This is a genomic window from Nocardia elegans NBRC 108235 (assembly GCF_001612845.1).
Taxonomy (GTDB): Bacteria; Actinomycetota; Actinomycetes; order Mycobacteriales; family Mycobacteriaceae; genus Nocardia; species Nocardia nova.
Genome location: NZ_BDBF01000027.1, coordinates 111845 through 123816 on the forward strand (window position 1 = coordinate 111845; position 11972 = coordinate 123816).

An 11972-nucleotide genomic window follows, 5' to 3' on the forward strand; every position below is an offset into this window, starting at 1 on the left:
CGATCAATACCAACTTTGGAAATGGTACCAAGAATGGGATAGTTGAGCGATGGACCCTGCCGATCTCCTTCTGCATCCGGTGCGACTGCGCATCGTGCACGCGCTGTCCGGGGACGCGCCGCGCAACGCGGGCGAGTTGTGCGACCGTCTGCACGACGTGCCGCGGACGACGATCTACCGGCACCTCGGCCTCCTGGTGGAGGGCGGCATCCTGGAGGTCGCCGACGAGCGGCGGGTTCGCGGTGCGGTCGAGCGGTCCTATCGGCTGCGCGCCGACCGTCCCGTGATCGACGCCGAAGCGGCCGCGGCCATGACGCTCGACGACCACCGCCGCGGATTCGCCACCGCCATGGCCGTCCTGGTCGCCGAATTCGACGCCTATCTCGCCGAGCCGGGCGCCGATCCGGTCGCGGACTCGGTCGGCTATCGCCAAGGCACGCTGTGGCTTTCACCCGAGGAGCGCAACGCCATGCTCGACGGGTTCCGCCGCGTCCTCGCCTCGGTCAGCGGCAACGGTCCCGGACCGGATCGCCGGCCCTATCTGATCAGCCCGATCATGTTTCCCGGCGCGCGAACGCCCGGCTGAGGCCCTCGCACAGCGTTCGTCGTGCGTGCGGGAGGTGGACGTGCGAGGCTGAGCGACATGTCCGAACGTGCGGATGTCTCACCGAATCTCACCGAGCAGGGCCGCGGGCCGGCCATCGCGCGCGTCGCCACCGAACTGATCGCGTGGGTCGCGGCGCCGTGGGCGCTGGCGTCGTGGTCCGTGGTGGCGGCGGTGATCGCGGTGGTCGTGCTGATCGGCATCCCGGCGATCTTCGCGACCCGCGGTGACAAGAAGCAGGTCCTCGTCGCCGTCCCCGGCTGGGCCACCATCGCGATGACGCTGGCGCTGATCGCCGCGGCGGTGCTGGGCGCTTGGTTCGCCTGGCCGGCCTGGGTCGCCGTGCTCGTCACCGTACTGGCCGTCGCGACCGTCGGCACCGAACTGCCGCGCTGGCGGTGGCTGACCCGGGCGCCCTGACGCCGCTTTCTCTCCCGAGACGTTCTGTTTACGGCCTTCGAGGCCGGGTATCTGCGATTTGTTATCGCAGTACGGCCGAACGTGGCAGCGCCTGGATAACAAAAGGCAAAGGGAGAGTTTCACATGATTATTCTGGGAGTCATCCTCCTCGTTCTCGGGTTCGTCTTCAGCATCCCGATCCTCTGGACTCTGGGCATCATCGCCGTCGTCATCGGCGCGATCCTGGCCCTGCTCGGAGCGTTCGGACGTCCGGTCGCCGGCCGCGCGCACTATTTCTAGCGACGGCGAATTCCTTTCTCCGGAGCGCGTACTCCCACCGTGTGGCGGGAGTACGCGCTTCGCCATTCGCGGGTGCGGACCGCATCGCTTCGGCTCAGGGAACAAAACCCGCGTCGGGCATCCTTGGACGGTATACGCCGACCCAGAAGGAGACCCGTAGTGACCGAACTGCTTCCGCTCACCCCGGATGAATTGCTGACCACCACGCGTGCGGTGCGCCGCCGTCTGGATCTGACCCGGCCCGTACCGCTGGACGTGATCCGCGAGGCGCTGGAGGTGGCCTTGCAGGCGCCGTCCGGAGGCAACCGGCAGCATTGGCACTGGATCGTTCTCACCGATCCGGAAGTCAAGGCGCAGGTCGCGGAGCACTACCGGCGCTCACATCTGGCCTACCGGGAGGCCGGGGGCGAACCCGCCGACGAGAGCGCCGCCCGCATCGCCACCAGTTCGGATTATCTGCGCGAGGTGATGGCTGAGGTTCCGGTGCTGGTGATCGGTGCGATCAGCACGGGCACCAGCGGGGCGCTGCCCGACAACCAGGCAGGACTGTGGGGTTCGCTGCTCCCGGCGGCGTGGAGCCTGGCGCTGGCACTGCGCGCACGCGGCCTCGGAACCACGTGGACCACACTGCATTTGCAGTACGAGCGCGAGGTCGCGCAGATTCTCGGCATTCCCGACGACGTCCGTCAGGGTGTGCTCCTCCCGGTCGCCTACACCAAGGGCACCGACTTCCGGCCCGGCCCGCGCGTCGATCTGGACTCGGTGCTGCACATCAACGGTTGGTGAGCGCGTTCCGGAAGACGTTCGAAGCCACCGGGTTTCCGGATGTTGTGAGACAACCCATACGCCACTCGAGTGAGACAGGTTGTGGCGCTTGGGGTTCGGGGTAGGTCTGGAGTACCGACCGATCGCGGAAGGAGAGAGCTCGTGAACGTTTCGATCACCGCTTCCCACCGTCGCCGCCGGGCCACCCCGAACGACACCGAGGACGACCGTTCCGCCGTCCTCGTCTTGATGGTCTGGGCCGCATTGATCGTCGCGGCCGGCGTGCTGCTGATCTCGCTCTAGCGTTTGCCGCTCGGCTGTCGAGGTAGCCCGCTACGAACCTCGAGAAAGGACGCATCATGTCCCACCCGAATCATCCGAACGACGACGACACGAAGGAACCGCGGGGCGGGCGGCCCGGACCGGTGGACGAGGGCGACAACGGCGGGATGGCGACCCGGGAGGTCGCCGACGATGTAGGCACCGAGGAGAACGCCCAGGAACCACCCGACTGACTCGGGCGCCACCGGACCGACCCGCACTCACCGGACCGCGCCGCCGCCAACCGCTGCGGCGGCTCACTCACAAGCGGTCGCCGACCTCGGCCGTAGAAGCACGCAGATGTTCGATCAACAGCGCGGCGACCTCATCGGACGCCTGTTCGGGCAGCCAATGCGAGGTGCCGTCGAGGGCCACGTAGCGATACGGGCCGGTCACGTAACGACCGCACGCCTCTGCTCCGGCTCGGGCGATGAAGCGGTCTGCGGTGCCCCGCACGAAGAGGGTCGCGACGTCGACGGAGCCGACCGGGCGGCGCAGCGAGAACGGAAGCCCGCGGTACCAGTTGACCGGTCCGCGCATATCGCCTCGATGCGCCGCCCGCGCGGCGTAACGCGCCGCCGACGCCGGATCGAGCCCGGCGCGCACCAGCGCCTGCCGCATCGCCTGCCCGCCCCGGGCGGACAGTACGAATTCCGGTAACCACGGCAGCTGGCACGCGGCCATGTACCACGACCGCAGCGCTTGACTGCCGGTGAACACGGCCCGCGCGAAGGCCATGGGGTGCGGCACCGACAGCGCGGTCAGCGACTTCAACCGGGCGGGACGCTCGGCGGCGACGGACCACGCGAGCGCGGCACCCCAGTCGTGGCCGACCAGATGAAAGCGCTCGACACCCGCCGCGTCCGCCAGGGCGTACACGTCACCTGTCATGCGAGCCGTGGCATACGCCGAACGCGCCACCGGGCGGGCACCCGGTGAATATCCCCGCAGGTCCGGTGCCAGTACGCGATGGCCCGCCGCGGTGAGTGCGGGTGTCATCGCATCCCAGCAGTGGCGATCCTCCGGAAATCCGTGCAGCAGCACCACGGTGTCCGCCGCTTCGCTGCCCGAGGCCGGCGGAGTATCGGTGAGGTCGAAGACGAATCCTGCGTGCGTGAACGTGTCCATGTCCGTGCCTTCCCCTGACTGTGCGCGAACAAGTCACCGCCCGCGAGCGCGGATCCGATCGACGCGGTGCCGACAGTAACGGGGCGCGGACGCTGAGCTCATCCACCCGCGGACGGATTCAGCGACCGACCGGAGCACGAGGTGCACGGTCGTCACCCGGTGCGGGCGACCCTCAGCGCACGGTCATGAGCCTTGTTCCCGGCGCGCTTCCGCCCTCTCCCCTGCCTCGTCCTCTCGCCGGCTGTCGTCGTGACGGGTGTCGCCGGATTCTTCCTCACCCGTGCCCGGAAAGAAGTGCCGCACGATCCGGTCGACGAGGAAGCCGAGGACGATCGCGCAGGCGATGCCGATCACGGCGGCCAGGAGTGGCTGATCGCGCAGCCAGCGCCCGAACGCACTGGCGATCGCCACCGAATACACCGCCCAGCTGATACCGCCGATCACCGTCAGCGGCACGAATTTCCGGCGGGGATATTCGGTGGCCCCGGCCGTCATGTTGACGGCGATGCGACCGACCGGGATATAGCGGCCCGTGATGACCAGCAGGGCCGCTCGTTTGTCGAGCATGCCGCGCGCCCAGTCGAACGCCCGCCGGATCTTCGGCTTGCGCATCCAGGCGAACCGATCCGTGCCGATGGCGCGGCCGATCGTGTAGGCGAGGTTGTCGCCGATGATCGCGCCGACCGCGGCGGCGAGAATCAACAGCCACACCGAGGGTTTCCCGGTCGAACTGCCGATGGCGGCCAGCGCGGCGATCACCGATTCGCTGGGGACCGGGGGGAAGAACGCGTCGACGATGCAGACGCCCAGCAGCGCGAAATACACCCATGGCGACCCGGCCGCGCCGGTGACGAGATCCTGCAGTTGGTTCATCCCATCGACACCTTCCTGGTCTTCTGGCGAGTGCCCAGGATCGCGTCCCCGAACCCGATCCGGCCGAGGGCGCGCTCGGGTAGCGGGCGACCCGCTCATCGCTCCATCGGGGGCCATCGCCACCACCGCGGTGCCCCACCTCCCACAACTCGAGGTTAGGCTAACCAATGTGATTGGGAGCACACAGGGGACTCGGGCGAGACGATCCGTACGACAGCGAGCCGATCCGGCCGCACCACACAGCCAGGGCGCGGCGAGCACGGCACCCACCCGCGACGGGCGCCGGCTGTACTACATGTACCGGCCGGGGCGGAACGAAAACCGTTCGCCCTTGGTCGTTTTCGAGAGCGGACTCGCATGCACCCGCTCGTACTGGGCGGCGGTGCAGCGAGAATTCGACGACTACGCGGCGACCGTCGTCTACGACCGCAGCGGTCTGGGCCGCAGCGCCCCCGACACCGCGCCGCGCGGACTCCGGCGCCTGGCCGACGACCTCGTCGATCTGCTCGACCACCTCACCGAGCGCTTCGCCGCACCGCGGCTCGTATTGGTCGGCCACAGCTGGGGCGGCCCGATCGTGCGAGTCGCCGCCGCGGACCGACCGGACCGAATCATGGGCACGGTGCTGGTCGATCCCACCGACGAGTTCTGCGACGAGCTGTTCACCGCCGCGTCGCGGCGGGCGGCCCGGACCGGACAGCGGCTCAGCGCCGCACTCGCACGTATCGGCGCATTGCGACTGGCCTATCGCGACACCCTCGCCGCGCTGCCCGCCGATGCCCGCGCCGACTTCCGCGACGAGGGCTTCACGGTCGCGGCGATCCGGACCCGCGGCGCCGAATTAGCTTGTCACACAACCGATCTCGAGCAGTTGCGGCGCACCGGCCCCGACCGTCACGAGCTCGCCGTCACGGTCGTGTCCGCCGACTCGCCCTCCACCGGTATCTCGGCCCGCTCGCGTGCGGCGATCAACGCCGCGCACCGACGGCGGGCCGCACGCCCGCACGGCAGGCATGTCGTCGCCGAGCGATGTGCCCATATGGTGCCGACCCAGCGGCCCGGGCTTGTCGCCGCCGAAATAGTCCGGATCATCGAGGAATACGGGCCGGACGGCCGAATCGTCCGGTGACATCCGGCAGCCGCGGGGTATGCCCGGATCAGAACGGATCCGCCGCGACACCTGGCGACGAAAGGCCCGGTCGGAGGAGATGCCGATGGTTTCACACAGTGCCGCCGAGGCGTTACCGGAATGGGAGGCCTTCGCCCGCGCCGTACAGTCGCGCCGGCCCGACGCGGGTACCTGGTGCGAAGGCTGGACCGTGCGCGATGTGCTGATCCACAACACCGGCAATGCGGAGGAGCTCGCCCGGGTGCTCGCCGCCCATGCGGCGGGCAGCCCGGTGCCGACCCGCGGTTTCGAGGAGCGGGAGGCGCCCTACCGCGCAATGCCGGACGCCGAGTTGTGGGCCGCGTTCGTGGACCGGTGCGAACAACTCGTCGAAACCGCCGAGGTGATCGACACGCTGTCTCCGCTGGAGGCGATCGGCTGGACCGGGCGAACCGTCGCCCCCGACTTCTTCCTCGAGCACATGCGCCAGGAGATGGTGTTGCACCGCTGGGATATGACCGGCGACGACGCGACGGCGATCGAAATGCTCATGCAGCCGTGGATAACTCGCCACACTGTGCGCGACGTCGGCCTCCCGTTGCTCGCGCGCGGCAGCAGGGATACCGATTTCGGCCCCGAGGGCCGCATCGAGGGCCGATTGCGCGCACCGGGTACCGACGATGTCCTGGTCGTCGCCGCGCCGGACGGCAACTCCATCGAGTTGGTGCCGCCGCACGGGCAGGCGACGGTGGAAAGCGATCCGGCCGTGCGCGCGCTGTTCCTGTGGGGCCGCCGCCCCGCCGATCCGACGCGCTGGCACAGCAGCGCCGGCCCCGAGGAACTGGGCCGGCTGCGCGCGCTGCTCGCCGGATACTGAATCCCCGTCCATCGGTCGGCGCCGCGCCGGGATTGCGCACCGCGGGGGCGGGTAGTCCGCGGAGATGGGTGCCGCAACCGATGTCGCCGTGGTCGGCGCCGGAATCGTCGGACTGGCCACGGCTCACGCGTTACGCCGAGCCGGGCTCTCGGTCACCGTGTACGAGTCGGGCCGGCCCGGCGGCGGTCAATCGGCCGGTCAGTCCCGGATCTTCCGCCACGCGCACACCGATCCCCGGCTGGTCGAGATGGCGGTGGCCGCCCGTCGCATCTGGCGCGAGTGGGAAAGCGACTTCGGCACCGAACTGATTTCGCGGGACGGGGCGGTCGCGCTCGGAGCCGGCGTCGCGGACAAGCTGGAGATCCTGCGGCGGACGCCCGGAGTCGACGCCCGCAGTATCGACGCCGAGGAACTGGCGACCCGGCTGCCACCGCTGGCCGACTACGACGGCCCGGCCATGCTGGACGCGACCGGCGGCTCCATCCGCACCGTCGCCGCGATCGACGCACTCACCGATCGGTTGCGCGATGCGCTGGTCACCGATCACGTCCTCACGCTGCGGCACACCGCCGCCGGGACCGTCGAAATACGCACCGGCACAGCCTGTTCGGAATTCGGCAGCGTCGTCGTCTGTGCGGGCCGCGGTACCGCACCGCTGGCCCGGTCACTCGGCCTCGCCCTGCCGGTCCAGGTGTCCGCGCACGTCCGCGTGACCTTCCGTCCGCGATCGGCGCCGCCCACCACACTCGCCACGCTGCAGGACAGCAGCGGCGCATTCGGCGAAACCGGCATCTACGCCGCCGCCTTCCCCGGCAACACCCAGTACGGGCTCGGACTGAGCGATTCCGTGCCGAGCAGCGACGGCGGATCGGTCGATCCCGCGGCTCTGGCCGGGCTGGCCGACCGCGCCACTGGCTACGTCCGCCGCGCACTCCCCGGACTCGCACCCGAACCGGACGGTTACGTGCACTGCTGGGTGACTCGGCTGCCGTGGGGTGAGGACGGTCTGGCCGCCTGGCAGGACGGCGCCGCCACCTTCCTCGCCGGGCACAATCTGTTCAAACTGGCCCCGGTCCTGGGCGCCACACTGGCCGACAGCATCACCACCGGACAACCCGCCGCCACCGTGCACCCGTCGCGGCGCCTCGGCGATCCCGCCGCCGACCGGTAGAGCACTACCGTCGAAAGTACTTAAGCGCGACAGATTCCCGGTCGCCCGGAACTCCATAACTTTGTGGTCGGAACGTCACCACCACGAAGGAGAATCCCGTGAGCGACATCAACGACCTGGTCGAGCGCTACCTCGCCGTCTGGAACGAGACCGATCCCACCGCCCGCGCCGCGCAGATCGCCGACCTGCTCACCGACGACGCCGAGTACACCGATCCGCTGGTATCGGTGCGCGGTCACGCCGGCCTCGACGCGGCCGTCGCAGCCGTTCAGCAGCAGTTCGCCGGACTGGAATTCGGTCTCGGCGGCCCGATCGACAGCCACCACGGCATCGCCCGCTTCACCTGGCACCTGGGCCGGCCCGGCGAGGAGCCGCTGGTGATCGGCTTCGACGTCGCCGTGCTCGGTGACGACGGCCGACTCCGCCAGATCCTCGGCTTCCTCGACAAGGTGCCCACCGGCGCCTGATCCCTCCCCGACACCTCTCTCCCCATCCCCAGAAAAGGACCGGTCATGTACTTCACCACCACCGACGGAACCACCCTCGCCTACGAGGACTACGGCACGGGCGAGCCGATCGTCTTCGTCGCCGGCGCCATGCTCAACACCGAGATGTGGGAATACCAGATTCCGTACTTCACCGACCGCGGCTACCGCTGCATCGCCCTGGACCGGCGCGGCCACGGCCGCTCGGATCGCCCGTCCACCGGCTACGACATCGACACCACCGCCGACGATCTCGGCGCCCTGCTCGATCATCTCGACCTGCGCGGCGCCACCCTGGTCGGGCATTCCACCGGCGGTGCGGAGATCGCGCGGTATCTGGCCCGCCACGGTGAAAGCCGCGTCGCGCGAGTGGTCTTCCTCGCGGCGATCCTGCCCTTCATGAAGGCCACCGACGACAACCCCGACGGCATCCCGGAGGCGATGCTCGACGCGCTGCTGGACAGTGTGCGCACCGATCGCGGCCGGTGGCTGGCCCGCCAGTCGCAGATCTACTTCAACACCCACCTCAACCCGGACGTCTCGCCGGAACAGGTCGACGTCACCTACCGTCAGTGCCTGTCCACCGCGCCGTGGGCGACGCTGCACATGCAGCAGGCGGTCTTCCACTGCGACAACCGGGAAGCGTTGCGCGGCATCACGGTTCCCGCGCTGATCGTGCACGGCGCCCTGGACTTCTCCGCGCCCGCAGAGGTCACCGGCCGGCGCACCGCCGAACTGATGCCGAAGGCCGTCTACAAGGAGTACCCGACCGCCGGTCACGGCCTCTACACCTCGCACGCCGCCGAGTTCAACAACGATCTCCTGGAATTCGTCAAGGGCTGAGCGAAACCCTTTGTCCCGCAGCACAATCACCGAGGAACACCCATGTCCACACCCACCCTGCTCGCCTCCGGTACCCGCCCGGCGAGCGCACCACCCGCACGCGCCACCCTGCTCGTCCTGCTGGCCGGGATCTTCATGGCCACTTTGGACTTCTTCATCGTCAACGTCGCGATCCCCGACACCCAGGCCGATCTGCACGCGAGCAGCGCCACCATGCAGTGGGTGGTCGCCGGCTACGGCCTGGCGGTCGCGGCCGGACTGATCACCGGCGGGCGACTCGGTGACCTGTACGGCCGCCGCCGACTCTACGGCCTGGGCATGGCGGTGTTCACCGTCGCATCGCTGGCCTGCGCCCTTGCCGGGGGCGCCGGCGAACTGGTCGTCGCCCGGATCGCGCAGGGCGCCGGGATGGCGCTGCTGATGCCGCAGGTTCTGGGCATCATCAGCGTGGTGTTCACCGGTGCGCGCCGAGTGCGCGCCTTCGCCGCCTACGGGCTGGCGATGGGCTTGGCCGCGGTCTTCGGCCAGCTGATCGGCGGGCTGTTGATCCAGGCCGATCTGTTCGGACTGGGCTGGCGCACCATCTTCTGGATCAACGTGCCGGTGGGTGCGCTCACCCTCGCGCTGCTGGCCCGGCTGGTTCCCGAATCACGCGGAGACGGCGGCACCCGGCTGGACCGGCTCGGCGTCGGCCTGATCGCGACCGCCCTGGTGGCGGTGGTGTTGCCGCTGATCCAGGGCCGGGAACAGGGCTGGCCGCTGTGGACCTGGATCTCACTGGCCACCGCGGCCGTGCTGGTCGCCGTCTTCGTCGCCGCGGCACGGCGATCGGCAGCCCGCGGCGGGGAGCCGTTGGTGAATCCCGCCCTGTTCGCCGAACGCTCGTTCGCGGTCGGTTCGATCATCGCGCTGAGCTACCAGATGACCATGGGATCGTTCTTCCTGTTCCTGGCGCTGTATCTGCAACAGGGGCGCGGCTTGTCGGCCCTGGGGTCGGGCCTGCTGTTCCTCGCGCTGGGCGCGGCGTACTTGTGCACCTCGATGCTGTCGGAGCGAGCAGCGGCACGGATCGGGCGGCAGGTCGTCGCCGTCGGAGCGGTGCTGCAGGCCGGCGGATATCTGCTGCTCGCGCTCACCGCGCACGAGCTCGGCGGCAGCGGTTCGGTGCTCGACCTGCTGCCGGCGATGATCGTCGCGGGAGCGGGAATGGGCCTGGCGCTGGTGCCGATGCCCGGCATCGTGCTCGCGGGCGTGACGCCGGAGCACGCGGCCGCCGCGGGGGGCGTGCTGGCCACCGCACAGCAGGTCGGTGGCGCGGTCGGGATCGCGGTGGTCGGCATCGTCTTCTACGACCGCCTAGCAGCGCCCGGCGGATTCGTCCCGGCGTTCGTCGCGAGCCTGGTGCCGATGGCGCTGCTGTGCCTGCTCACCGCGGTGCTGGTGCAACTGCTCCCGTCCCCCCGCCTCCGCAAGTAGACAATCGCGGCCCCCGGTGTTCGCCACCGGGGGCCGCGGCATGTCCGCATCCGTCAATGTAGTTGCTCCGCAATGGTTTTCAGCTCGCCGCGCGAGGTCACCCCGAGTTTCGGGTACGCCTTGTAGAGGTGGTAGCCGACGGTGCGATGACTGAGGAACAACTGGGCGGCGATATCGCGATTGGACAGGCCCTGGGCGGCGAGGCGAGCGATCTGCAATTCCTGCGGGGTGAGACCTGTTACCGCGGGCGGCCGCGAATCCGATCGTGTGCCGGTCCCTCCCGGGGCAGCGCCGGTCGCGACGAGTTCGGTGCGGGCGCGTTCGGCCCAGGGGCGCATGCCGATTCGCTCGAACATATCCAGCGCCTCGGCCAGCACCGTTCGCGCCTCGCTCTTGCGACGGGCCCGGCGCAACCATTCGCCGTAGAGTTGCGCGGTGCGGGCGTATTCGACCGGACGCACCTCGCGGTCGTGCAGCTCCAGCGCCCGTGTGAAGTGCGCTTCGGCACGGTCGTCGTCGGACAGCAATGCGCGGCAACGCAAGACGAGCGCCTCGGCCCACGGCTGCCGGACCGTCGTGGCCCAGTCGGCGAGCCGATCGGCGTGGGGTTCGGCCCGGCCGGCGGCGCCGACCCGCACCGCGGCCTCGACCAGATCCGGTATCGAGCGCATCGCGCACAGGTGATGGCGCAGCGGGTCGCGGGTCAGCCGCTCGAAGCGCGACAGCGCGGATTCGGCTCGGCCCGAACCGAGTTCGAGCAATCCCAGCGACCAATGCGCCCACGCCGCACCGGGCGAGACGGAACCAGGTGTGCTGTCGGCGAGCCCCGCCTCGGCGTACTGCCGGCACCGCTGCTCGTCGCCCTCGGCGGCATGAATATGCGCGAGGACGCTGCTGAGCTGGCTGACCCATTGGCGCTGACCCAGATCTTCGGCCAGCCGCAGCGCCTCGGCCGCGGTGGTTCGCGCATCGCGCAGACGACCGGTGAAGATCTCCACTTCGGCGGCGAAGAACAACGTGGTCGGCAGGCGGCCGGCGGCACCGGCGCTGCGATAGTCCCGGGTCAGCGCATCGGCCGGACCGTAGACGGCGGCATCCTGGCCGCTGGCCAGCGCCACGCCGCACAGCATCAGCCGCACCTGATCCGGTACCGGTCCGCGCCGCGCGGATTCTTCCAGAGTTTGCGTCAATTCCCGTGGCGCGCAGGCGGTGTCGCGAGGATCCAGAACGCTCGCCATATAGGTCACGACCGGACACAGGGGATCAGTGTCGGCCAGCGGCACGGCGGTCAACTGCGCCACGCAGTCGCGGACATGCTGTTCGCCCAGGTACCAGCCGGTGTGCAGGGCCTGGACGAGCATGGTCGCCGCCAGCGTGGGATCGCGGTCGGCGACCTGCGCGGCGCCGTCGCGCAGCAGCGCGTCCGCCTCCGCGAAACGGCCCTGCCAGAAGTGCGCGAGGCCTTCGACATGCGCGAGGCGAGCACGCAATTCGATTGTCGCACCCGGTCTTCCGGCCGCACGGCGGGCAAGCCCCGCGGCACGCTCCAGATCGCCCGCGTTCAAGGCGGATTGGGCGGCCAGCGCCTCGCGGTGCGCGCGCAGTCCGGGCTCCGCGGTGAG

15 protein-coding genes are annotated in these 11972 nt (G+C 69.8%); 12 read left to right on the top strand and 3 right to left on the bottom strand.

All coding sequences use genetic code 11. The annotated features are described in order from the left end of the window. Positions 1 to 49: 49 nt before the first annotated feature. From NE2_RS20055 to NE2_RS36330, 6 genes are all read left to right on the top strand, one after another. Positions 50 to 586: a helix-turn-helix domain-containing protein gene (locus NE2_RS20055; protein ID WP_063028327.1), complete on the top strand. Its 537-nt coding sequence runs from the start codon at positions 50 to 52 to the stop codon at positions 584 to 586. Positions 587 to 643: 57 nt separating this feature from the next. Next, complete coding sequence (locus tag NE2_RS20060) at positions 644 to 1024, top strand: hypothetical protein (protein WP_174553961.1); 381 nt, start codon at positions 644 to 646, stop codon at positions 1022 to 1024. A 123-nt stretch (positions 1025 to 1147) separates the two neighbouring features. Then, positions 1148 to 1303, top strand: coding sequence for a hypothetical protein (locus NE2_RS36325; RefSeq protein ID WP_086007330.1), 156 nt, complete (start codon positions 1148 to 1150; stop codon positions 1301 to 1303). Between the two features lie 159 nt (positions 1304 to 1462). Further along, complete coding sequence (locus NE2_RS20065) at positions 1463 to 2089, top strand: nitroreductase family protein (protein WP_063028329.1); 627 nt, start codon at positions 1463 to 1465, stop codon at positions 2087 to 2089. A 141-nt stretch (positions 2090 to 2230) separates the two neighbouring features. Further along, a complete protein-coding gene (locus NE2_RS35800; protein WP_156055825.1) occupies positions 2231 to 2371 on the top strand; it encodes a hypothetical protein in 141 nt (46 codons plus the stop codon). Between the two features lie 56 nt (positions 2372 to 2427). After that, positions 2428 to 2583 (top strand): hypothetical protein, encoded by a 156-nt coding sequence (locus NE2_RS36330; protein ID WP_167356757.1) that lies wholly within the window; start codon positions 2428 to 2430, stop codon positions 2581 to 2583. A 67-nt stretch (positions 2584 to 2650) separates the two neighbouring features. Here the strand turns inward: NE2_RS36330 and NE2_RS20070 are convergent, their stop codons facing one another. Together NE2_RS20070 and NE2_RS20075 are read right to left on the bottom strand one after the other, a co-directional pair. Next, positions 2651 to 3517, bottom strand: coding sequence for an alpha/beta fold hydrolase (locus NE2_RS20070; protein WP_063028331.1), 867 nt, complete (start codon positions 3515 to 3517; stop codon positions 2651 to 2653). A 183-nt stretch (positions 3518 to 3700) separates the two neighbouring features. Further along, entirely contained in the window at positions 3701 to 4390 is a 690-nt protein-coding gene (locus NE2_RS20075; protein WP_063028333.1) for a DedA family protein, read from the bottom strand. Positions 4391 to 4721: 331 nt separating this feature from the next. On the opposite strand from NE2_RS20075, the gene NE2_RS20080 reads away from it, so the two are divergent. The 6 genes from NE2_RS20080 to NE2_RS20105 all read left to right on the top strand — a co-directional run bounded on the left by NE2_RS20080 (position 4722) and on the right by NE2_RS20105 (position 10350). Further along, positions 4722 to 5519, top strand: coding sequence for an alpha/beta fold hydrolase (locus NE2_RS20080; protein ID WP_228816710.1), 798 nt, complete (start codon positions 4722 to 4724; stop codon positions 5517 to 5519). Positions 5520 to 5604: 85 nt separating this feature from the next. Next, positions 5605 to 6375 (top strand): maleylpyruvate isomerase N-terminal domain-containing protein, encoded by a 771-nt coding sequence (locus NE2_RS20085; RefSeq protein ID WP_063028387.1) that lies wholly within the window; start codon positions 5605 to 5607, stop codon positions 6373 to 6375. Between the two features lie 64 nt (positions 6376 to 6439). Next, positions 6440 to 7546 carry an NAD(P)/FAD-dependent oxidoreductase gene (locus tag NE2_RS20090; RefSeq protein WP_063028335.1) on the top strand — a complete coding sequence of 369 codons (1107 nt, stop codon included), beginning with the start codon at positions 6440 to 6442 and terminating at the stop codon, positions 7544 to 7546. Between the two features lie 98 nt (positions 7547 to 7644). Further along, complete coding sequence (locus NE2_RS20095; protein ID WP_063028337.1) at positions 7645 to 8013, top strand: nuclear transport factor 2 family protein; 369 nt, start codon at positions 7645 to 7647, stop codon at positions 8011 to 8013. A gap of 45 nt (positions 8014 to 8058) precedes the next feature. Further along, positions 8059 to 8874 (top strand): alpha/beta fold hydrolase, encoded by an 816-nt coding sequence (locus NE2_RS20100; RefSeq protein WP_063028339.1) that lies wholly within the window; start codon positions 8059 to 8061, stop codon positions 8872 to 8874. A gap of 42 nt (positions 8875 to 8916) precedes the next feature. Then, the gene (locus tag NE2_RS20105) at positions 8917 to 10350 is read left to right on the top strand and encodes an MFS transporter (protein WP_063028341.1); all 1434 of its coding nucleotides are present in this window, start codon (positions 8917 to 8919) and stop codon (positions 10348 to 10350) included. Between the two features lie 53 nt (positions 10351 to 10403). Here the strand turns inward: NE2_RS20105 and NE2_RS20110 are convergent. Continuing rightward, the coding region (locus tag NE2_RS20110; protein WP_167356758.1) for a helix-turn-helix domain-containing protein at positions 10404 to 11972 on the bottom strand (1569 nt) is incomplete at its 5' end.

Excerpts from the sequence above, each read along its gene's own strand:
- NE2_RS36325 (WP_086007330.1), top strand. The coding sequence starts at position 1,148 with ATGATTATTCTGGGAGTCATCCTCCTCGTTCTCGGGTTCGTCTTCAGC.
- NE2_RS20060 (WP_174553961.1), top strand. The coding sequence starts at position 644 with ATGTCCGAACGTGCGGATGTCTCACCGAATCTCACCGAGCAGGGCCGC.
- NE2_RS20100 (WP_063028339.1), top strand. The coding sequence starts at position 8,059 with ATGTACTTCACCACCACCGACGGAACCACCCTCGCCTACGAGGACTAC.
- NE2_RS20090 (WP_063028335.1), top strand. The coding sequence starts at position 6,440 with ATGGGTGCCGCAACCGATGTCGCCGTGGTCGGCGCCGGAATCGTCGGA.
- NE2_RS20055 (WP_063028327.1), top strand. The coding sequence starts at position 50 with ATGGACCCTGCCGATCTCCTTCTGCATCCGGTGCGACTGCGCATCGTG.
- NE2_RS20085 (WP_063028387.1), top strand. The coding sequence starts at position 5,605 with ATGGTTTCACACAGTGCCGCCGAGGCGTTACCGGAATGGGAGGCCTTC.
- NE2_RS20105 (WP_063028341.1), top strand. The coding sequence starts at position 8,917 with ATGTCCACACCCACCCTGCTCGCCTCCGGTACCCGCCCGGCGAGCGCA.
- NE2_RS20070 (WP_063028331.1), bottom strand. The coding sequence starts at position 3,517 with ATGGACACGTTCACGCACGCAGGATTCGTCTTCGACCTCACCGATACT.
- NE2_RS20075 (WP_063028333.1), bottom strand. The coding sequence starts at position 4,390 with ATGAACCAACTGCAGGATCTCGTCACCGGCGCGGCCGGGTCGCCATGG.
- NE2_RS36330 (WP_167356757.1), top strand. The coding sequence starts at position 2,428 with ATGTCCCACCCGAATCATCCGAACGACGACGACACGAAGGAACCGCGG.